Below are 20,109 nucleotides of genomic sequence, written 5' to 3'. Positions count from 1 at the left end.
GCGCCAGCCCCAACTGGACGAAGGTCTGGGGTTCAGCTGTGCTCGTGCCCGGCCGGCGCCGCGGCCTCCCCGTTCTCCAGTTGGTCGAGGAAATCCACCGCCCGCCGCAGGTGCGGGATGACGATGGAACCACCCACCACCAGGCCGACCGAGAAGGTCTCGAAGAATTCCTCGCGGCTGACCCCGGCCTCCTTGCACTGGGCCACGTGGTAGCTGATGCAGTCATCGCAGCGCAGCACCATCGAGGCGACCAGGCCCAGCAGCTCCTTGGTCTTCACATCCAGCGCGCCGGCCTGGTAGGTCTGGGTATCGAGCGCGAAGAAGCGCCGCACCACCTGGTTGGGCTCGGCCAGGATGCGCTGGTTCATGCGCTGGCGGAATTCGGTGAATTCGGCCAGGCGGTCCTTTTCGTTGTCCGCGCTCATGCGCCCTGCCCGGCCAGCAGCGGCTCCAGCTTGCCTTCGCGGTGCAGCGCGATCATGTCGTCGTAGCCGCCCACATGAACGTCGCCGACGAAGATCTGCGGCACGCTGGTGCGCTTGGTCAGCGTCATCATCTTCTCGCGCGCGGCCGGGTCAAGATCAATCCGGACCTCGGTCCAGGACTGGTTCTTGCTCTTCAGGAAATTCTTGGCCGCTACGCAATACGGGCAGACGGCGGTGGAGTAGATGGTGATCTCCGGCGCACCGGTGCTGGATGAGGTTGTCACAACGAAACTCCTGGGTGGAAACATTGTCTATATATGGTACCGGTCGCGCGGATTAACGATGCCACCGACAGAACACAGCGGGTTAACCTGTGCTTCACACCCGCACCCCGCTTCCCCGTCATCCTCCGCCTTGCCACTACCCGGAGTCACCGCTTGCGCAACCTGCTGCTTGCCACCGCCATAACGCTGGCCCTGGCCACCCCGCTGTCCCGTGCCGATGAAAGCAAACTGCCCGATATCGGTTCGTCGGCGGGCGAGCTGCTGACCCCGGCACGGCAGGCGGAGTACGGCGGCATGATGCTGCGCGAACTGCGCAACTACGGCTACCTGCTGGACGACCCGCTGGTGGCCGACTGGCTCACGACCATGGGCACCCGGCTTGGCTCCAACAGTGCCCAGCCGCAGCAGAAGTACACGTTCTTCATGATGAAGGACCGGCAGATCAATGCGTTTGCCACATTGGGCGGCTACATCGGCATGAACGCCGGCCTGGTCCTGACCGCCGAGCGCGAGGACGAGGTGGCCGCGGTGCTGTCGCACGAAATCGCCCACGTCACCCAGCAGCATGTGCTGCGCGGGGTGGAACGTGCCCAGCGCGACCAGATCCCGATCCTGCTCGGCATGCTGGCGGCGGTGGTCGCCGCGCAGCAGGCCGGCGGCAACTCCTCCGGCGACGCCACCATGGCCGCGATCACCTCCGGCATGGGGCTGATGCAGCAGCGCCAGATCAACTTCACCCGCTCCAACGAGTCGGAGGCCGACCGCCTCGGCATCCGCACCCTGGCCCGCAGCGGCTATGACGTGGACGCCATGGCCGGCTTCTTCGAGCGCATGTCGGCAGCGATGCGCGGCAACGAAGGCGGCTATTCCACGCCGGATTTCCTGCGTACCCACCCGGTCAACATCACCCGCATCAGCGAAGCCAAGGCGCGCGCCGAGCAGATGAAGAAGGACACTGTCCTGTTGACCACCCAGACCCCGACCGGGGTCCTGCAGGAGCGGGTCAATCCGTCAGTGCCCGATACCAGCAGCCCGCTGGGTGGCGGCAATCCGCTGCTGCCAGCCGGCCTGCAGCTGTCCCTGCCCGACAACAGCCTGCCACGTGGCGCCACCGGCCAGTTCGACTGGGCCCGCGAACGCCTGCGCGTGCTCAGTGCGCCAACCCCGTCGGAACTGGTGCGCGAATACGAAGGCCTCAAACGCAGCCAGAAGAATGGCCTCACCGACGCGCAACGCTATGGCGTGGCCATCGCCAGGCTGCGTGACGGCGGCGCCGGCGGCGTTGCCCAGGCCCTGCCGGAGCTGCTGCAGCTGCTGCAGGAATACCCGGGCAACCTGTGGATCAACCTGGCCGTGGGCGAGGCCGAATCACGCAGCGGTCGCCATGAAGACGCCAACCAGCGCTTCGATGCCCTGCTCAAGCGCCTGCCACAGAGCCGCCCGGTGGCCCTGACCTATGCGCAGGTGCTCAATGAGCAGGGTGGCGTCGCCGCCGGCCAGCGCGCGCAGGCCATGCTGCGGCCACTGCTGGCCCGTTCCAGCGACGACCCGGTGTTCCAGGCCACCTTCGCCCGCGCCAGCGAACTGGCCGGCGACAGCACCCGCGCCAGCGAGGGGTATGCCGAGGCTGCGTACCTGAATGGACGGCCGGAACAGGCGTTGATCCAATTCCAGGCCCTGCTCAAGCAACCCGGGCTGGACTACGTGAGCCGCGCACGGGTGGATGCCCGCATCGAGTCGATCATGCCGACTGTGCTGGAAATGCGCCGGCTCGGCGTGCAGGACCCGGAAATGTCACGAAAGTGAACCTGCCAGCGACATTTCCGGGGTTTAGCCTCCACCAATGTCACAAACCCGTCATCAAACCGTAGTCTACTGAGCACATCCCTTATTGATGGGCATTCCGGTAGGCGCCACGTGCAGAAACGTATCCTGATTGTCGATGACGAACCCGCGATCCGTGACATGGTCGCCTTCGCCCTGCGCAAGGGTGAGTACGACCCGGTCCATGCCGGCGACGCACTCGAAGCGCAGACCGCCATTGCCGACCGGGTACCGGACATGATCCTGCTGGACTGGATGCTGCCCGGCACCAGCGGCCTGGAACTCGCCCGCCGCTGGCGCAAGGAAGTCCTCACCCGCGATGTGCCGATCATCATGCTCACCGCACGCGGTGAAGAAAATGATCGCGTCGGCGGCCTGGAAGCCGGCGTCGACGACTATGTGGTCAAGCCGTTCTCGGCGCGCGAACTGCTGGCACGCATCCGTGCAGTGATGCGTCGCACCCGCGACGATGACGAAGACGGCAGCGTCGGCGTTGGCAACATCCGCATCGATGGCGCCGCCCACCGCGTCTTCGCCGGCGATGTACCGGTGCCGATCGGTCCCACCGAATACCGCCTGCTGCATTTCTTCATGACCCACCCGGAGCGCGTCTACACCCGCTCGCAGCTGCTCGACCATGTCTGGGGCGGCAGCGTGTATGTGGAAGAACGCACCATCGACGTGCATATCCGCCGCCTGCGCAAGACGCTGGAACCCTTTGGTGCCGAGAACATGGTGCAGACCGTGCGCGGCGCCGGCTATCGCTTCTCCGCCGCCACCTGAACCGCGGCGGCCACGCGGTCGCAGGCGATGCTATAACCCGGGACACCCCCGACGGATCCACCCAGTACCACCGAGAGCGCAATGCCCCGCCAATTCCGATCTGCCTGGTTGAAGACGCTGGCCACCGTGGCCGCGTTGTTGTTGCTGGCATGGGGGCTGGGGGCGTTGCTGGGCCATCCCGCCCTGAGCGTGGCGATCACCGCCATGGCAATCCTGACCTGGCACTACTGGCGCCTGCGCCAGTTGCTGTTGCGGCTGACCGCCCGCCAGCGCTGGGACACGCCGCAAGGCGTGGGCGTCTGGAACGAGCTGGACCGCCTGCTGTCACGCAACCAGCAGGAAATGCGCGCGCGCAAGCGCCGTCTGGTCGAAATGCTGCGCAGCTACCGCGCCGCCGCCGCCGCGCTGCCCGATGCGGTGGTGGTGGTCGACCGCAACACCCAGCGCGTGCAGTGGTTCAACGAAGCCGCGACTGCCCTGCTCGGCCTGCAGCATCCGGCCGACATGGAGGCTGCGCTGGTGCCCCGCCTGCAGCCGCTGCCGTTGGCCCATTGGCTGGCCGGTGGCCGCAATGCCGAACCGATCCTGGATGCGAATTCGCCGGTCGATCCGGCCATCCGCCTGCATATGCGCCTGATCCCCTACTCGGATCACCATTGGCTGCTGGTCGCGCGTGACGTGACCAAGCTGCTGCACCTGGAACAGGTGCGCCGCGACTTTGTTGCCAATGTCTCGCACGAGCTGCGCACGCCGCTGACCGTGGTACACGGCTACCTGGACATGATGGACCCGGAGGATTTCCCCGATACCGGGCCGATGCTGTCGGAGATGCGCAAGCAATCGCAGCGCATGGCGCAGCTGGTCGAAGACCTGTTGACCCTGTCACGGCTGGAATCCCAGCAACATACCGAGCTGGAAACGGTGGGCATGACCTCGATGCTGGCATCGCTACGGCGCGAAGCCGAAGCACACAGCCAGGGCCGCCACACCATTGTCGTCGAGGACCTGGCCGGGGTGGATCTGGCAGGCTCGAACAAGGAACTGCACAGCGCCTTCTCCAACCTGCTGACCAATGCCGTGCGCTACACCCCGGCCGGTGGCCGCATCACCTTGACCTTCAGCCGCGAGGGCAATGGCGCGGTACTGGCGGTCACCGACACCGGTTATGGCATCCCGGCCAATCACCTGCCGCGCCTGACCGAGCGCTTCTACCGTGTTTCCAGCAGCCGTTCGCGCGAAAGCGGCGGCACCGGGCTGGGCCTGTCCATCGTCAAACACATTCTTGGCCTGCACCAGGCACGCCTGGAAATCCGCAGCGAAGTCGGCCAGGGCAGCACCTTTGCCTGCCACTTCGACGCCGAGCATGTACGCCCGCGCAATGCATCCCCCTCGCCCTTGTCCATGGAAGACTTTCCGGCATGACTCCTCCTCCGCCCCCCGCCACGCCCGCTGTCGGCACCGATCCCCTGCGTGATCCGTCGCTGTACATCAACCGGGAACTGTCACAGCTGGATTTCAACTTCCGCGTGCTGGCCCAGGCGATGGATGAGCAGGTGCCATTGCTGGAGCGGCTGCGCTTCCTGTGCATCTCCTGCACCAACCTGGACGAGTTCTTCGAGATCCGCGCCGCGGCGGTACGCCATGCGCAGGAATTCGGCCTGCCACCAGCACCGGACGGGATGAGCCCACAGGCCATCCTCAACGCCATCCATGACCGCGCCGCCGAACTGGTGGACCAGCAGTACCGCTGCTGGAACCAGGTGCTGCGTCCGGCCCTGGGCGAGGCCGGCGTCGGCATCCTCGCCAACAAGACCTGGACCCCGCGCCAACGCCGTTGGCTGCGCGCCTACTTCCGCAACGAGATCATGCCGGTGCTGTCGCCGCTCGGCCTGGACCCGTCGCACCCGTTCCCGAAGATCCTCAACAAGTCGCTGAACATCGTCGTCGTGCTGAAGGGCACCGACGCCTTCGGTCGCGCCGGCCATCTGGCACTGGTGCGTGCACCGCGTTCACTGCCGCGCATCATCCAGCTGCCCGAGTCGCTGGGCGGCCCACAGAACTTCGTGCTGCTGTCGGCGGTGTTGTCGGCCTTCGTCGACGAGCTGTTCCCGGGCATGGATGTGCAGGGCGCCTACCAGTTCCGCGTCACCCGCAACTCCGAACTGGTGGTGGACGAGGAAGAAGTGGAGAACCTGGCGCTGGCGCTGCGCGATGAGCTGGTCGACCGCGGCTATCGCCCGGCGGTACGCCTGGAGATCGCCCACGACTGTCCCAAGCCCATCATGCAGACCCTGCTGCAGAATTTCGGCCTGTCCGAAAACGCGGCCTACCGCATCGATGGCCCGGTCAACCTCAACCGCGTCATCCAGGTGTATGACCTGTTGCAGCGCGCGGACCTGAAGTACCCGCCGATGACCCCGCGCGTGTTCAAGTCGCCCGAGGGCATCTTCGAGACCGCCGCACAGGGCGACGTACTGCTGCACCATCCGTTTGATTCCTTCAGCACCGTGCTGGAGCTGATCCGCGAGGCCGCGGTCGATCCCAACGTACTGGCGATCAAGCAGACGTTGTACCGCACCGGCAAGGACTCGGGCATCGTCGAGGCGCTGATCCTGGCCGCGCGCAACGGCAAGGACGTCACCGTCGTGGTCGAACTGCGCGCGCGCTTCGATGAAGAAGCCAACCTCGGCCTGGCTGACCGCCTGCAGGATGCCGGCGTGCAGGTCGTCTACGGCGTGGTCGGCTACAAGACCCACGCCAAGATGCTGCTGATCGTGCGCCGCGAGGGCCGCAAGCTGCGCCGCTACGTGCACCTGGGCACCGGCAACTACCACAGCGGCACCGCCCGCGCGTATACCGACCTGAGCCTGATCACTGCCGACGCCGACATTGGCAACGATGTGCACCTGCTGTTCCAGCAGCTCTCCGGGCTGGCCCCGAAGATGAAGCTCAAGTGCCTGCTGCAATCGCCCTTCACCCTGCACACTGGCCTGATCAAGCGCATCGAGCGCGAGACCAAGCTGGCATTGGAGGGCAAGCCGGCACGCATCATCGCCAAGATGAACGCCCTCAACGAGGCGCAGGTGATCCGCGCCCTGTACGCAGCCTCGCAGGCTGGCGTGCAGATTGACCTGATCGTGCGCGGCGCCTGCACCCTGCGCCCCGGCGTGGAAGGCGTATCGGACAACATCCGCGTGCGTTCGATTGTTGGGCGCTTCCTCGAACACAGTCGCGTCTACTGGTTCGGCAACAACGGCGCGCCCGAGCTGTACTGCGCCAGCGCCGACTGGCTGGAGCGCAACCTGCTGCGACGCGTGGAAACCTGCTTCCCGATCCTGGATACCGATCTGTCCCGGCGCATCTACCGCGAAGTGCTGCAGAACTACCTGGACGACAACCTCAATGCCTGGGACCTGCAGGAAGACGGCCGCTACATCAAGAGCACGCCCGCGCCTGGCCAGCCGCCACATTCGGCGCAGCAGGCATTGATGGAAGGGCTGTAACCAGCAGCTACCGGGAACAAGTGACAGGAACCAGTGCAACAGCGGGCATCCGCCCGCTTTCACTGGTTCCTACGTGGGCGACCGTTAGCGTCTGGGCCACCTGTCGCAGACCGCGTCGCCACTGGTTCCCGGATCCCACATCTATGTCCCTGGTTACTTCATCCGCTACCATTCCGTCATGCCCCAGTCTTCCCTGACCCCACCGCCCCTGCAGGACGGCGACCTGCTGGCCGCCATCGACCTGGGTTCCAACAGTTTCCACATGGTCATCGCGCGCTACCTGCTCGGGCAGCTACGGGTGGTGGACCGCCTGCGCGAAACCGTGCGCATGGCCGACGGCCTGGATGGCAAGGGTGGCCTGTCGCCCGAAGCCCGCCAGCGCGCGCTGGAATGCCTGGCCCGCTTCGGCCAGCGCATCCGCAACATCCCGCCCTACCGCGTGCGTGCACTGGCCACCAATACCGTGCGCCAGCTGCGCTCGCCGTTGTCGTTCCTGATGCCGGCGGAAACCGCGCTCGGCCACGCCATTGAAGTGGTCAGCGGCCGCGAAGAAGCGCGCCTGATCTACCTCGGCGTCGCCCATGCGCAACCACCCAAGCCAGACCAGCACCGGTTGGTGATCGACATCGGCGGCGGCTCCACCGAGTTCATCATCGGCCAGGGCATGCAGACGCTGGAACGCGAAAGCCTGCAGGCCGGCTGCATTGCCAGCACCAGGCGCTTCTTCCCCGGCGGCAAGCTGAGCAAGAAGCGCTGGAAGGACGCACTCACCGAGATCGGCGCCGAGTTCCAGCCTTTCGCCAACAAGTACAAGGCATTGGGCTGGCAGGAAGCTCTGGGCTCGTCCGGCACGCACAAGGCGATCAGCGAGATCTGCGCGGCAATGAAGCTGAGCAAGGGCGCGATCACCGCTGAAGCGCTTCCGCAGCTGCGCGAGGAACTGCTGCGCGCCAAGAACATCAACGAGATCGAACTGCCGACGCTGTCCAACGAGCGCCGCCCGATCATCGCCGGCGGCGTGCTGGTGCTGGAAGCCGCCTTCCAGGCGCTGGGCCTGCAGAAGCTGCTGGTCAGCAAGGCAGCAATGCGCGAAGGCATCCTCTACGACATCATGGGTCGCGCCAACGACAACGATCCGCGTGACGAGTCGGTGGCCGCGCTGACCCAGCGTTACGCCATTGACGAAGCCCAGGCGCAGCGGGTGGAAGCCACCGCGCAGCGCTTGTTCGAACAGGTATCCGACGCCTGGAAGCTGGATGTCGACGATGCCCGCATGCTGGGCTGGGCCGCACGCCTGCACGAGCTCGGTTTGATGATCGCGCACAGCGGATACCACACCCACGGCAGCTACGTGATCGAGCACTCGGACATCGCCGGCTTCTCGCGGCAAGAGCAGCAGATGCTGGCCGCGCTGATCCGCACCCATCGCCGCGGCATCCCCAAGAGCGCCTTCGAGGCCCTGCCCGAGCGCCTGTTGCTGCCGGCCAAACGCACGGCGGCAATACTGCGGCTGGCGGTACTGCTGCACCGCGCCCACGAGTCCGACCCGATCCCGACCCTGGAGCTGTCCGTAGACGGCAATGCCCTGTCGCTGATCCTGTCCAAGGACTACATCGACGCCCGCCCGCTGCTGCGCGCGGATCTGGTCGGCGAGGCAGAAGGCATGACCGGGCTGGGTTTCAGCTTCCGCCCGTTCGTGGCGTGAGCGGCACCCGCTCACACCACTGATGCGGGCGTCCACGCCCACGCGCGACAGACAAAACCACGGCCCTTCGCATGCCGTGGTTTTCGTCATCCATGGCCGTCATAAAGCGGTCAGATCACAGTAACAGGTGCTTCATCGGCTACGCGCATCCTCGCCAAAAACCGGGAGCCAGCCATGCGCTTTGCGATCGTCACCGAGACCTATCCGCCAGAGGTCAATGGCGTTGCCTTGACCGTGCAGGGACTGGAACACGGCCTGCGCAGCCGCGGCCACGACGTCGATGTCGTACGCCCGCGCCAGCAGCAGGAAGGCGCCGGCGGCGCCCACGAGATGCTCGTGCGCGGCGCAGGCCTGCCGCGTTATCCCGGCCTGCGTTTCGGCCTGCCGGCACCGTTGCGGCTGGCCCGGCAATGGCAACAACAACGTCCGGACGCGATCTACGTGGCCACGGAAGGCCCGTTGGGATGGTCGGCCATGCGCACCGCGCGGCGGCTCGGTATCCCGGTCGCTTCAGGCCTGCACACACGTTTTGACGAATACCTGCCCGACTATGGCGCTGCCTGGTTGCAGGGCACTGCACTGCGCTGGATGCGGCGCTTTCACAATCAGGCAGAAGCCACCTTGGTTCCCACCCGCGAGTTGCAGCAGTTCCTTCTGGACAACGGTTTCTCCCGAGCGCGGTTGCTCGCGCGCGCGGTGGATGGCAGTCAGTTCGACCCAAACAAGCGCGATGCTGCCCTGCGCGCCGACTGGGGCATCGAAGGCGAAGGCTTTGCGGTGATCTACGTCGGCCGCATCGCCGCGGAGAAGAATCTGGGCTTGGCCATCAAGGCATTCCGCCGCATCCAACAACACCGGCCGAAGGCACGCTTTGTCTGGGTCGGCGACGGCCCGATGCGCGAGAAGCTGGCCGAGCAGAATCCGGACTTCATTTTCTGCGGTGTGCAACGCGGCGAGGCATTGGCACGGCATTTCGCCAGCGGCGACCTGTTCCTGTTCGCCAGCCGCAGCGAAACCTTCGGCAACGTCACCCTGGAAGCCATGGCCAGCGGCGTGGCGACGGTGGCCTTCAACTACGGCGCGGCCCGCGAACACCTGCAAAGTGGACACAGCGGCGTTGCGGTCGACAACGACGAGAACTTCATCGCCGCCGCCGTGCAGCTGGCCAATGATGACGAAATGCGCACCACGCTTGGTGCTAATGCCAGCCGCGCGATGCAGCGCCTGCACCCGGAGCGGGTGGTCGCCGAATTCGAAGCACTGCTCAGCGAACTGGCCTCCCGGAGACGCTGCCATGCGATTGCTGCCGCCTGAAGGAATCGCCGCGCGCGAGGCACGCTGGTGCCGCCGCGCAAATCGCTACGGCCGCCGCCGAGGCATCCGCCGCCTGTTCTCGGTGCTGAGCCGGCTCGGCGATGGCGTGTTCTGGTACATGTTGATGGGCGCGCTGGTGTTGGCCGATGGCCTGGATGGCCTGCAGGCCTCGGCGCACATGGCTGCCACCGGCGTGCTGGCGCTGACCCTGTACAAGCTGCTCAAGCGCTGGACCCGGCGCCCGCGCCCATTTGCCGCAGACCTGCGCATCCGCGCCTGGGTGGCACCGCTGGATGAATACAGCTTCCCGTCCGGCCACACCCTGCATGCGGTGTCCTTCACCGTGGTGGCGCTGGCCTACTATCCCTGGCTGGCCCCGTTGCTGCTGCCCTTCACCGTCGGTGTAGCGCTGTCGCGGGTGGTACTGGGCTTGCATTACCCCAGCGATGTATTGGCTGCCACCGTCATCGGGGTGCTGCTGGGCGCGGGCTCGCTGCAGCTGTTGCCGCTGCTCGCAGGCTGATCAGGCTCTACAATGCGGGCATGACAACGCTGTTCATCTCCGACCTGCACCTGGACCCCAGCCGTCCAGCCATCACTGAGCTGTTCCTCGACTTCCTGCGCGGCGAAGCGCGGCAGGCTGAGGCGCTGTACATCCTGGGCGACCTGTTCGAAGCCTGGATCGGCGATGACACGCCTTCCAGCGCCGCCGATGCGGTCGCGCTGGCGCTGCGTGAAGTCAGCGACGCCGGTGTGCCGGTGTACTTCATCCGCGGCAACCGCGACTTCCTGCTGGGCAACGACTATGCCGCGCGCGCCGGCATGCGCATCCTGCCGGATCCCTCGGTGATCGAGCTCTACGGCAAGCCAGTGCTGCTGCAGCACGGCGACCTGCTGTGCACCGATGACGTCGCCTATCAGGCCTTCCGCGCACAGACCCGCAACCCGGCCTTCATCGCCCAGTTCCTGTCGCAGTCGCTGGAAGCACGCGTGGCCTTCGCGCAGAAAGCCCGTGCCGCCAGCCAGGCGCATCAATCGGAAATGAAGCAGGACGACAAGGCGACGTTTGAAACCGTCACCGATGTCGCAGCCGCCGAGGTGGTTGCCACCTTCCAGCGCTACGGCGTGGACACGATGATCCACGGTCACACCCATCGCCCCGCGATCCATACCGTGAACGCAGGCGAGCACAGCTTCACCCGCATCGTGCTGGGTGACTGGTACGAGCAGGGTTCGGTGTTGCGTGTGGATGCGGATGGCTTCCGCTTGGAAGCATTGGGCTGACGCTGCTTGTAGGAGCGGCGTAAGCCGCGAAGCTGGAGCAAAGAGAACCGCCAGAGTTGGCTGCAATCGCAGACCTTTCTGGCGGTTCTTGCATTTGCGGCTTCGCGGCTGACGCCGCTCCTACAAGGCTCGGCCATATGTTTTTTGGGAGCGGTGTGAGCCGCGAAGCTGGCACAAAAAAGCCGCCAGGCATGCCTGCAATTGCAGACCTGTCTGACGGCATTTGCTTTTGTGGCTTCGCGGCTGACGCCGCTCCTACAAACACGTGGGATCAGGGTGCCTCGACAGGCACCGACGGGTCGCGGGCGCAGCCCTTGAAGGTGTCCTTGCCCAGCACGAATTCAGCGGTGAACGGGTGTTTCAGGTCGGACATGCCGTCCGAGCACTCGGCACGCTGCACGGTCAGCCGGAAGGCTTCCTTCCCTTCCCCGCCCTGCACTACCAGCAAGCCATCCTGCAGCGCGCGGCTGCCTTCCAGATGCAGCGGGCTGGCCTGGGTTTCCGGGGTGCTGTAATCGAGCTTGGCACCGTCCACGCGTACACCCCAGAACGGCTCGGTGCCGGAGGCCTGCACGATGACCGGGAAATCATCCTTGGCAGCGGCTGCTTCAGCCGCTGCGACAGGCGCAGCCGGAGCCGGCGCCGTGGCGCTGGAATCAGCCGCAGGCTTGGGTCCGTTGCACGCCGACAATGCCACGGCCAGCGCGGCCAGCGTAAGAATCTGCTTCATCGTTTTCTCCTTGATTGCATCGTTGCCGATCGAGGACACCGTGACATGCGACTCGACCTGATGTTGGCGCATGCCCTTGCATCAACCCGTGAAAGACAGGGATACGGAAAGCCGCATCTGCCACGCCGATGGTGGAATGCAGGCAAGCTGGCCGTCAATCGGACACGGCCCGAGTTGCGGGAATCATTCATCGTTGCGCCCTGCCATGCCGACGGGAACAGGCGCCGCCAATGACGCGGCGGCCTGGGTCACCGCGCGCGGCATTCAACCGGCTTGTTCAACCAGATAGTCCAGTTCGTCTTCATCGAAACCGGCCAACAAGCGCGCTTCCAGATTGAAGGGCCCGCGCAGATAGCCACCGGCGTATTCGCCCAGCAGCTCCTTGAACCGCTTGCGTGGCTCGACACCAACGCGCGCGCAATACCAGTGGTACCAGCGCGTGCCGGCAGCGACGTGGGCCACCTCTTCGCGCAGGATCACCTCCAGCACGTCGGCAGTCGTTGCATCGCCCAGCGAACGCAGCTTGCTGATCATCGCCGGTGTCACATCCAGACCGCGCGCTTCCAGTACCCGCGGCACCAGGGCCATGCGTGCCAAGCCGTCGTGCGCGGTCTTCTCGCACATTTCCCACAGGCCGTTATGGGCGGGGAAATCGGCGTAGTCGTGGCTATGTGCCAACAGACGATCACGCAGCAATACGAAGTGGCGCGACTCATCATCGGCACAGCTCACCCAATCGGCGTAGAAACTGCCCGGCAGGCCGCGGAAGCGATACACCGCATCCCAGGCCAGGTCGATGGCATTGAGTTCGATATGGGCGATGGCGTGGATGAAGGCGGCGCGTCCATCCACCGAACCCAGGCCACGACGTGGCAGGTCGCGCGGATGCACCAGCACCAGTTGCGGCGGGCGGCCCGGCGCGCGGATGGGGTCGGGCTGTGGCGCTTCTGCCGGCAGCTTCAATGTGCCTGCGCGATAGCGCGCGGCGTAGTGCTGGGTAAGTGCGACTTTCTCAAGCGGGTCGACGGCGGCCATGCAGATGCAGGCGGCGTCGAGCAGGGAGAAGTCGGCTGCTTCGGGCGGTGATAGGTAGCTTGTGTCTGCAGCTGCAGGCTGTGCTTGTTGCCGGTTCATGGGTGCTCGCACATTGCTGCTTCGTTCTGCCCTCGCCCCAACCCTCCTCCCGCAGGGAGAGGGGCTTTCAGATCAGGCGCGGCGCTGGGTCTTGGCTTCGTCCGAACGCAGTTGCTGGATGCGCTCGAAGTAACCCGGCTCGATGCCGGTGACGTATTCGCCGTTGAAGCAGGACGAATCGAATTCCTTCAGCTCCGGGTTGCCTTCACGCACGGCGACTTCCAGGTCTTCCAGGTCCTGGTAGACCAGCCAGTCGCAGCCCAGGTGCTTCTCGATTTCCTCGACGCTGCGGTTGTGCGCGACCAGTTCTTCGGCCGCCGGCATGTCGATGCCGTAGATGTTCGGGAAACGCACCGGCGGCGCGGCGCTGGCCAGGTAGACCTTGCGTGCGCCGGCATCGCGCGCCATCTGCACGATCTGCTGGCTGGTGGTGCCGCGCACGATGGAGTCATCGACCAGCAGCACCACGCGGTTGCGGAATTCCAGATGGATGGGGTTGAGCTTGCGGCGCACGGACTTCACCCGCTCACCCTGCCCCGGCATGATGAAGGTGCGGCCGACGTAGCGGTTCTTTACGAAGCCTTCGCGGTACTTCACGCCGAGCACGTTGGACATCTCCAGCGCGGCATCGCGCGAGGTGTCCGGGATCGGGATGATGGTGTCGATGTCATGGTCCGGACGCAGGCGCAGGATCTTCTCGCCCAGCTTCTGGCCCATGCGCATGCGCGCCTTGTGCACCGACACGTTGTCCATCATCGAGTCCGGGCGTGCGAAATACACGTACTCGAAGATGCACGGCGTCTGCTGGGTGTTGGTCGCGCAGATCTCGGTGAACAGCTCGCCGCGCTCGGTGATCACCACCGCTTCGCCCGGCGCCACATCGCGCATGCGCTCGAAGCCGAGCACATCCAGCGCCACCGATTCGGAGGCCACGGCGTACTCGACGCCTTCGGCATGGTTGCGCTTGCCCAGCACCAGCGGACGGATGCCGTGCGGGTCACGGAAGGCCACCAGGCCCAGGCCCAGCACCACGCTGACCACCGCATAGCCGCCCTTGCAACGACGGTGCACGCCGGCCACGGCGCGGATCGCCGCTTCCGGGGTCAGCATGCGCTGTGCGTCCAACTCGTAGGCGAACACGTTCAACAGCACTTCGCTGTCCGAATCGGTATTGATGTTGCGGCGGTCGGCCTCGAACACCTGGCGACGCAGCGCCTCGGTATTGATCAGGTTGCCGTTGTGCGCCAGCGCGATGCCGTACGGCGAGTTGACGTAGAACGGCTGCGCCTCGTCGGTGCCTTCCGAACCTGCAGTCGGGTAGCGCACATGGGCGATGCCGATGCGGCCCTGCAGCAGCGCCATGCGGCGCTCGTCGAAAACATCACGGACCAGGCCGTTGGCCTTTTCCACCCGCAGGCGGGTGCCGTCAGCGGTGGCGATACCGGCCGCATCCTGGCCACGGTGTTGGAGGACGGTCAGGCCGTCATAAAGCTGCCCGGCGACGTTCTGGTTGCCGACGATTCCGACGATGCCACACATGTTGCGCGATCTCCGCTGGGCGATGCCCGTTAACGTGAAGGTGGCCGTGCCTGGCCTTGAGGCTCAACCCGTATCGGCTTGAGTTGACCCGGGCGCACCTGCGCCGGATCGATGTTGGAGGGCAACGCCCCCGCCGGGTCAGCTCGGCCTTGCTCTGCACTGCGCTGGCGGGGATCAAAACGCGTCCCTTCCAACGGCGCCGGTAGCAAGCCACTGCCCGCATCTGCTTCGTTCGGTCCGCCATTATCGCCTGCCAACACCGACTTACCCAAGTCCATCAGCGCCATTGCCGGCGATTCAGGTGGCTGCGGCAGCTTTTCACGCATCCAGCCAGCCATCGGCTGCAGCCACGGCACCACACTGGACTGGCGCCAACCCGGCTCCTGAGGCATCGAGGTGAAACCCAGCAGCAGTACCGCCAGCACCGCGAACAGCCCCCCGCGCACCACGCCCAACGCCAGGCCCAGCAGCCGATCCGGCCATTTCAGCAGCACCGTGGCATCGACCACGCCACGCAGCAGGCGCCCGACCAGGGTCGCCGCCAGCAACACGCCGATGAATACCAGCAGATAGCCGCCGATGTATTCGCCAGTGCTGGGCTGGCCTTGATCGGCCAGCAGCAGGGCAGCGCGCTCACCGTAGTAGAACGCGGCCGCAGCGGCCAACAGCCAGTTCACTACACCGAGCACGGTCGCCAACAGGCCGCGCATCAGTCCGAACAGGGCCGACACACCGACCAGCGCCAACAACAGCAGATCAATCACCGCAGACCCCGCACGTGAGGCGCAGCACTGCGCGACTGCTCGACGGGACGCAACGCCGCATCAAGGATGCGGGCGGACCATGCCGGCAATGCCGACCTTGGCCGCGACCTGCGCCTTGAGCTGTTCGGCCTGCTCGCGACTGGCAACGGGGCCAACACGGACACGGTTGAGCACGCCGTTATCGGTACGCACCTGTTCAACAAACGCACTGAAGCCGGCGGCACGCGCGCGATCACGCAGCGCATTGGCATCGGCGGCCTGGCCGAAGGCACCCAACTGCACGGCGAAACCCACGCCGCTGGCGGCCGGTGCAGCCGGGGTGGTAACCGCCGGCTTGGCCGGGGTTGCCGCTACCGGCTTGGCCGGTTCAGGCTTCGGTGCTTCCGGCTTGGGCGCTGCCGGTTTGGGCGCTGCCACGACCGGCTTGGCCGGCTCCGGCGGCAAGGCCTCGGTGCGCACCGGCGCAGTATTCGAGGCGGCCACAGGGGTGCTGCTGGTAGCCGGTATGGCGGCAGCGGTCGGTGCAGCGACAGCGTTCTCGGCAGTGGCGTTGAGCACCACCACCTGCGCGTTCACGTCATTGCGGACCTTGCCCGCTTCCAGCCGCACCAGCTCAGCCTGGGCACGATCGGCATACGGGCCGATGCGCACACGCCAAGCCTGGCGACCATTGATGGTGTCGGCCTGGCGGAAGCCCGGCAGATTGGACTTCTTCAGGTGCGCGATCACCGCATCGGCGTCGGCCTCGCTGCCGTAGGCACCAAAATTGACCGCGTAGTTGCCAGCGGCGGTCGCCGGCGGCAGGCCATTGGCCGGCGGCTCGACGGCGGCGGCCACGCCGGTTTCCGGTTGCGCGGCCGGCATGCCCAAGGCACCACCCGCCGGTGCACCCGGCGCAACCAGCGGCAGTTCACGGGTCTCGAACTGGCCTTCGGCCGGTGCTGCAGGCGCGCTGAGCGGCACGTCCTGTACGCCACTGTCCGGTGCAGGCCCTTTGACCAGCATCGGCAGGAAGATCACGGCAAGCGCCACCAGAACGATGGCACCAATCAGTCGCTGTTTCAGAGGAGTTTCCACAATTGGCGTATGCGCGGCGCGGCGGAGTGCCCCGGTGATTATATGCGGGGCACGCGCGGCAACGTCTTAGTCAGCTGAACGGAGTACCGGCAGCGCCTCGGCCACCGTATGGAAGGAGCCGAACACCAGCACCCGGTCGCCTGCCCTGGCCTGGGCCAATGCAGCGTCCAGCGCCGCGCTGACGTTGGCGGACAAGCCGGCCTCGGCGGCATGGGTCTGCACCAGGCGTTCGCGCAGGTGTGCGGCGGTCTGCCCGCGCGCCCCTTCCAGCCCGGCCAGGAACCAGCCATCGACCTGCGACTGCAGGGCTTCGACCACTCCCACCGCGTCCTTGTCGGCCAGCGCGGCATACACGGCCAGCGTGCGCCCCTGCACCGGTTGGGCCTTCAATGCCGCGGCCAGCGCAGCAGCAGCCTGCGGGTTGTGGCCGACATCCAGCAACACCTCCACATCACCGCGCTGGAAGCGCTGCAGGCGCCCGGCGACATGCGCATCGGCAATGCCCTGCGCCCACGCCGTGCGCGGCACCGGCTTGTCCAGGGCGCGCAGCGCAGCGACCGCGGTGGCGGCATTGTTGCGCTGGATAGGCGCCCACAATGCCGGCTGCGGCAGTTCCAGGCGGAACGAGACATCACGCCAGCGCCACAGTTCGCCATCAATGTCCTCGGCGAAGAAGTCGCTGCCGAAGCGGATCGCATTGGCACCGAGCACGTAGGCGCGACGCAGCACGCTGGAGGGCGGATCGATCTCGCCGAGGATCAGCGGCTTCCAGCCGCGGATGATGCCGGCCTTCTCCTGGCCGATGGCTTCGCGGTCAGCGCCCAGCCAATCGGCGTGGTCGATATCGACGGTGGTGATCACCGCCACATCGGCGTCGATGATGTTGACTGCGTCCAGCCGTCCACCGAGGCCGACTTCAAGCACGGCCAAGTCCAGGCCGGCCTGCTGGAACAGCCACAGCGCGCACAAGGTGCCGTATTCGAAATAGGTCAACGCGGTGTCGCCACGGGCGTCTTCGACTGCATTGAAGCCGGCCACCAGGCTGGCGTCATCCACATCCTTGCCATCGATGCGCACGCGCTCGTTGTAGCGGAGCAGGTGCGGCGAGGTATAGGCACCTACCTTCCACTCCGCCGCGCGGGCAATGGACTCGATGAAGGCCACGGTCGAGCCCTTGCCATTGGTGCCGCCAACCACGATGCAGTGCTCCGCCGGCCGCCCCAACTGCATGCGCTGGGCAACCTCGCGCACGCGCTCCAAGCCCATTGCGATGGCTTGCGGGTGCTGCTGTTCGATATGGGCGAGCCACTGTTCAAGCGTGGCGGGACGGGCGGAAGACATGCGGAAGACTCTCGGGATCATGGGCCGGCACTGGAAGCCGGCTGCGCGTTGCGCGCGGGAATGGTGCCCATGATACAGCGGCGGCTGCACGTGGCCGCCAAGCTTGCCGCCATGTCATACCGGGACGGGTAGTGCCGAGCCATGCTCGGCAGGGGCTTCACCGGTAGAGCCTCAGCCCACCAAGGCACCGCTCAAAAGGCGCGGAGCCCCCGCGGCCTCAGCCAGCTAAGAGCCAACCCCTCCCCAGCCCTCCCCTTCGCTACGCGAAAGGGAGGGGGCAACTGCAGCAAAGGGAAGCCGCGTAGAGCCGAGCCATGCTCGGCAGGGGCTTCACCAGCAAGCCATCAGCCCGAGCGTTGCAGGAGCGGCGTCAGCCGCGAAGCCACTGCAGGATCAGAAGCGGTAAAGCCAACCCCTCCCCAGCCCTCCCCTTCGCTACGCGAAAGGGAGGGGGCAACGGCGGCCCTGCTGTGCCTTACAGCGCGCGGTGCTTGGCTTCGCCGAAGAACGGGGTGTGGTGGGCGCAGTCGTTCAGGCGTACCACTTCCAGGTGCTCGACGTCCGGGCCTTCCAGCAGGTTCAGCGTGGTCGGGGCCTGGCGGAAGCTCCACAGCTTGGAGATCGGCAGGCCGAGGATCCGGCACAGGATCACTCGATTGACCGCGTCATGAGCGACCACCAGCAGAGTGTCGTCGTCACCCAGGCCTTCGGCGGCGGCGGTCAGGCCGCGCCAGCTGCGGTCCAGCACCTGGCGCAGCGACTCACCACCGGGCATCAGCACGGTATCGGGTTCCTCGCGCCAGGCACGCAGGCGCGCCGGGTCTTTTTCATCAATCTCGCTGGCGAGCAGGCCTTCCCACTCACCGTGGGCGATTTCCTGCAGGTCCGGCTCGGTCAGCAACATGGATTCGCGTGCGCTGCCCAATGCGGCCTTGGCGGTGGCCTGCGCACGGCTCAGCGGTGAGGCCACGGCGCGGGTGATCTGCACATCGGCCAACCGCTCACCCAGGGCTTTTGCCTGGGCCTCACCCACCGGCGAGAGGGGAATGTCGATCTGGCCCTGGTAGCGGCCTTCGGCGTTCCACGGCGTTTCGCCGTGACGGGCAAGCAGGATGCGCATGCAGCTGTTTCCATTGTGATGGGGGTCCCCGCCAGCTGTCCGCGGCGGGAGGGGCATCATAGCCCGGCCATGCGCCGATACCGTCCACGGTTACCTTCGATACGGATCCGGCACCAGCACCTGTCCTCGCTGTACCCACGGTTTGCCGAAGCCGCAAGACCAGACTGCCCCGATACCCGGCAACAGCACCGACGGCACGGTTGCGCGCCGGGCGCAGGCGTTACCATGCCGGTTCCCTATCGGTGGCACGGTGTGACTTCCGCACGAGGGCAGCAACTTCAAGGCCCCAGAACGCGGCATGACCAACACCCCCAGTTCTCCCAAGCAGTTCAAACTCAAGCTCTGGCATGAACGTCGCGACCGCTGGGTCGCGGTGCTGGTCACGGCTGTGCTGCATGTGCTGATGTTGTTGCTCCTGCTCTACTCCAATCCGCCAGTGGTTTCCTCGCCTCAGGGCTCCTCCGGCGGCGGCCGCACCAAGGTCGATTTCGTCGGCGAGGCGCCGCCGTCCACGGAACAGAGCAAGGTGCCGCCAAAGGACAAGCCCAACAAGACCACGCGTTCACAACCCAAGCCGACCACGCAGCGACGCAGCGAGGAACGCAAGCCGGTACCGGAAGCCCGCTATATCGAACCGCCGAGCGAGCCGGAACAGGAAGAAACCAAGACCCAGGAACTGGCCCAGACCCCGGCCGCGCCGGCAGCCGCGGCCAGCCCGTCGGAAACCGTGCCGAGGCGTCCGCAGACCTGGACAGGACGCCCGCCCGGCTCGCTGGACAGGACCACCGCGCAGGATGATTACGGTCGCTCTGCCGGCCAGGGCAATGACAGCGGCAGGAGCGTCGATCGCAGTGCCGGAGCACCGGCCATGGAAGTGGGCGGCTACCAGATCGTCTATGACCTGCTCAGCGAGGAGAAGCTGCGCGCATGGATGGACGGGGCCAAGGAGGTCAATGGCAAGAAGGAATTGTCGATTCCGCTGCCTGGTACCACGTATTTGATGGTCTGCCCCGCCGAGGTCGCGCTGCGCCGTGGCTCCAGCAAGTGCCGCATGCTGCAGGCCGGTTCACCCGAGCTGCAGGACATCGGCGATGCGCGCCAGTTCGTCATCGTGATGTACGTCTACCGCTACGGCGAACTGCTGTGGCGCGGGCCCGGGCCGTACCGCTGAGCCGAACGAAGATGGGTAGTGCCGAGCCATGCTCGGCAAGGGCTTTCCCGGTAGAGCCCCGCTGTAGTGCCGAGCCATGCTCGGCAGAGGCTTCATCGGTAGAGCCTCAGC

At 66.1% G+C, this 20,109-nt stretch carries 18 protein-coding genes; 9 read left to right on the top strand and 9 right to left on the bottom strand.

Annotation, left to right across the window (positions count from 1 at the left end; all coding sequences use genetic code 11):
- Nucleotides 1–32: 32 nt before the first annotated feature.
- Nucleotides 33–425, bottom strand: a complete 393-nt coding sequence (locus AC1VWL_RS06810; protein ID WP_481546636.1) for a carboxymuconolactone decarboxylase family protein — start codon at nucleotides 423–425, stop codon at nucleotides 33–35.
- The gene (gene grxC / locus AC1VWL_RS06805) at nucleotides 422–733 is read right to left on the bottom strand and encodes a glutaredoxin 3 (protein ID WP_481513483.1); all 312 of its coding nucleotides are present in this window, start codon (nucleotides 731–733) and stop codon (nucleotides 422–424) included. Before grxC ends, AC1VWL_RS06810 begins: the two co-directional genes overlap by 4 nt.
- Nucleotides 734–862: 129 nt before the next feature.
- Between grxC and AC1VWL_RS06800 the strand changes: the two genes are divergently transcribed.
- The 8 genes from AC1VWL_RS06800 (at nucleotide 863) to lpxH (ending at nucleotide 11,122) form a co-directional block, all read left to right on the top strand.
- Entirely contained in the window at nucleotides 863–2,515 is a 1,653-nt protein-coding gene (locus AC1VWL_RS06800) for a M48 family metalloprotease (protein WP_481615342.1), read from the top strand.
- A 111-nt stretch (nucleotides 2,516–2,626) separates the two neighbouring features.
- Complete coding sequence (gene phoB, locus AC1VWL_RS06795) at nucleotides 2,627–3,316, top strand: phosphate regulon transcriptional regulator PhoB (RefSeq protein WP_282269705.1); 690 nt, start codon at nucleotides 2,627–2,629, stop codon at nucleotides 3,314–3,316.
- An 81-nt stretch (nucleotides 3,317–3,397) separates the two neighbouring features.
- The gene (phoR, locus tag AC1VWL_RS06790) at nucleotides 3,398–4,738 is read left to right on the top strand and encodes a phosphate regulon sensor histidine kinase PhoR (protein ID WP_481615343.1); all 1,341 of its coding nucleotides are present in this window, start codon (nucleotides 3,398–3,400) and stop codon (nucleotides 4,736–4,738) included.
- Complete coding sequence (gene ppk1, locus AC1VWL_RS06785) at nucleotides 4,735–6,819, top strand: polyphosphate kinase 1 (protein ID WP_282269709.1); 2,085 nt, start codon at nucleotides 4,735–4,737, stop codon at nucleotides 6,817–6,819. Before phoR ends, ppk1 begins: the two co-directional genes overlap by 4 nt.
- Before the next feature lie 178 nt (nucleotides 6,820–6,997).
- Complete coding sequence (ppx, locus tag AC1VWL_RS06780) at nucleotides 6,998–8,524, top strand: exopolyphosphatase (protein WP_282269711.1); 1,527 nt, start codon at nucleotides 6,998–7,000, stop codon at nucleotides 8,522–8,524.
- A gap of 174 nt (nucleotides 8,525–8,698) precedes the next feature.
- Nucleotides 8,699–9,838, top strand: coding sequence for a glycosyltransferase family 4 protein (locus tag AC1VWL_RS06775; RefSeq protein WP_296253294.1), 1,140 nt, complete (start codon nucleotides 8,699–8,701; stop codon nucleotides 9,836–9,838).
- Nucleotides 9,819–10,361: a phosphatase PAP2 family protein gene (locus AC1VWL_RS06770; protein WP_481615345.1), complete on the top strand. Its 543-nt coding sequence runs from the start codon at nucleotides 9,819–9,821 to the stop codon at nucleotides 10,359–10,361. Before AC1VWL_RS06775 ends, AC1VWL_RS06770 begins: the two co-directional genes overlap by 20 nt.
- 20 nt (nucleotides 10,362–10,381) lie before the next feature.
- Complete coding sequence (lpxH, locus tag AC1VWL_RS06765) at nucleotides 10,382–11,122, top strand: UDP-2,3-diacylglucosamine diphosphatase (RefSeq protein ID WP_282269719.1); 741 nt, start codon at nucleotides 10,382–10,384, stop codon at nucleotides 11,120–11,122.
- A gap of 271 nt (nucleotides 11,123–11,393) precedes the next feature.
- Here lpxH and AC1VWL_RS06760 read toward each other — a convergent pair whose 3' ends face one another.
- The 7 genes from AC1VWL_RS06760 to AC1VWL_RS06730 form a co-directional block, all read right to left on the bottom strand.
- Nucleotides 11,394–11,852, bottom strand: coding sequence for a COG3650 family protein (locus AC1VWL_RS06760; RefSeq protein ID WP_481615346.1), 459 nt, complete (start codon nucleotides 11,850–11,852; stop codon nucleotides 11,394–11,396).
- A 264-nt stretch (nucleotides 11,853–12,116) separates the two neighbouring features.
- A complete protein-coding gene (locus AC1VWL_RS06755) occupies nucleotides 12,117–12,887 on the bottom strand; it encodes a ferritin-like domain-containing protein (protein WP_482986219.1) in 771 nt (256 codons plus the stop codon).
- Between the two features lie 171 nt (nucleotides 12,888–13,058).
- Nucleotides 13,059–14,525: an amidophosphoribosyltransferase gene (gene purF, locus AC1VWL_RS06750; RefSeq protein WP_296251928.1), complete on the bottom strand. Its 1,467-nt coding sequence runs from the start codon at nucleotides 14,523–14,525 to the stop codon at nucleotides 13,059–13,061.
- 29 nt (nucleotides 14,526–14,554) lie between these two features.
- Nucleotides 14,555–15,289, bottom strand: coding sequence for a CvpA family protein (locus AC1VWL_RS06745; protein WP_482986197.1), 735 nt, complete (start codon nucleotides 15,287–15,289; stop codon nucleotides 14,555–14,557).
- Nucleotides 15,290–15,349: 60 nt separating this feature from the next.
- The gene (locus AC1VWL_RS06740; RefSeq protein WP_482986196.1) at nucleotides 15,350–16,366 is read right to left on the bottom strand and encodes an SPOR domain-containing protein; all 1,017 of its coding nucleotides are present in this window, start codon (nucleotides 16,364–16,366) and stop codon (nucleotides 15,350–15,352) included.
- Between the two features lie 66 nt (nucleotides 16,367–16,432).
- The gene (gene folC, locus AC1VWL_RS06735) at nucleotides 16,433–17,707 is read right to left on the bottom strand and encodes a bifunctional tetrahydrofolate synthase/dihydrofolate synthase (RefSeq protein ID WP_482986195.1); all 1,275 of its coding nucleotides are present in this window, start codon (nucleotides 17,705–17,707) and stop codon (nucleotides 16,433–16,435) included.
- Nucleotides 17,708–18,182: 475 nt separating this feature from the next.
- Nucleotides 18,183–18,827, bottom strand: coding sequence for a histidine phosphatase family protein (locus AC1VWL_RS06730; protein WP_282273399.1), 645 nt, complete (start codon nucleotides 18,825–18,827; stop codon nucleotides 18,183–18,185).
- Nucleotides 18,828–19,125: 298 nt separating this feature from the next.
- Between AC1VWL_RS06730 and AC1VWL_RS06725 the strand changes: the two genes are divergently transcribed.
- On the top strand, nucleotides 19,126–19,998 hold the full coding sequence (locus AC1VWL_RS06725; protein ID WP_482986194.1) for a type II toxin-antitoxin system RelE/ParE family toxin: 873 nt from the start codon (nucleotides 19,126–19,128) through the stop codon (nucleotides 19,996–19,998).
- Nucleotides 19,999–20,109: the final 111 nt, after the last annotated feature.

Source organism: Stenotrophomonas sp. STEN063, from assembly GCF_056854515.1.
This window is presented reverse-complemented; position numbering and strand designations above follow the sequence as displayed.

Bases quoted from the DNA above. Each gene is read 5' to 3' on its own strand.
- AC1VWL_RS06810 (WP_481546636.1), bottom strand. From the start codon at position 425: ATGAGCGCGGACAACGAAAAGGACCGCCTGGCCGAATTCACCGAATTC.
- grxC (WP_481513483.1), bottom strand. From the start codon at position 733: ATGTTTCCACCCAGGAGTTTCGTTGTGACAACCTCATCCAGCACCGGT.
- phoR (WP_481615343.1), top strand. From the start codon at position 3,398: ATGCCCCGCCAATTCCGATCTGCCTGGTTGAAGACGCTGGCCACCGTG.
- ppk1 (WP_282269709.1), top strand. From the start codon at position 4,735: ATGACTCCTCCTCCGCCCCCCGCCACGCCCGCTGTCGGCACCGATCCC.
- ppx (WP_282269711.1), top strand. From the start codon at position 6,998: ATGCCCCAGTCTTCCCTGACCCCACCGCCCCTGCAGGACGGCGACCTG.
- AC1VWL_RS06775 (WP_296253294.1), top strand. From the start codon at position 8,699: ATGCGCTTTGCGATCGTCACCGAGACCTATCCGCCAGAGGTCAATGGC.
- AC1VWL_RS06770 (WP_481615345.1), top strand. From the start codon at position 9,819: ATGCGATTGCTGCCGCCTGAAGGAATCGCCGCGCGCGAGGCACGCTGG.
- lpxH (WP_282269719.1), top strand. From the start codon at position 10,382: ATGACAACGCTGTTCATCTCCGACCTGCACCTGGACCCCAGCCGTCCA.
- AC1VWL_RS06760 (WP_481615346.1), bottom strand. From the start codon at position 11,852: ATGAAGCAGATTCTTACGCTGGCCGCGCTGGCCGTGGCATTGTCGGCG.
- AC1VWL_RS06755 (WP_482986219.1), bottom strand. From the start codon at position 12,887: ATGGCCGCCGTCGACCCGCTTGAGAAAGTCGCACTTACCCAGCACTAC.
- purF (WP_296251928.1), bottom strand. From the start codon at position 14,525: ATGTGTGGCATCGTCGGAATCGTCGGCAACCAGAACGTCGCCGGGCAG.
- folC (WP_482986195.1), bottom strand. From the start codon at position 17,707: ATGTCTTCCGCCCGTCCCGCCACGCTTGAACAGTGGCTCGCCCATATC.
- AC1VWL_RS06730 (WP_282273399.1), bottom strand. From the start codon at position 18,827: ATGCGCATCCTGCTTGCCCGTCACGGCGAAACGCCGTGGAACGCCGAA.
- AC1VWL_RS06725 (WP_482986194.1), top strand. From the start codon at position 19,126: ATGACCAACACCCCCAGTTCTCCCAAGCAGTTCAAACTCAAGCTCTGG.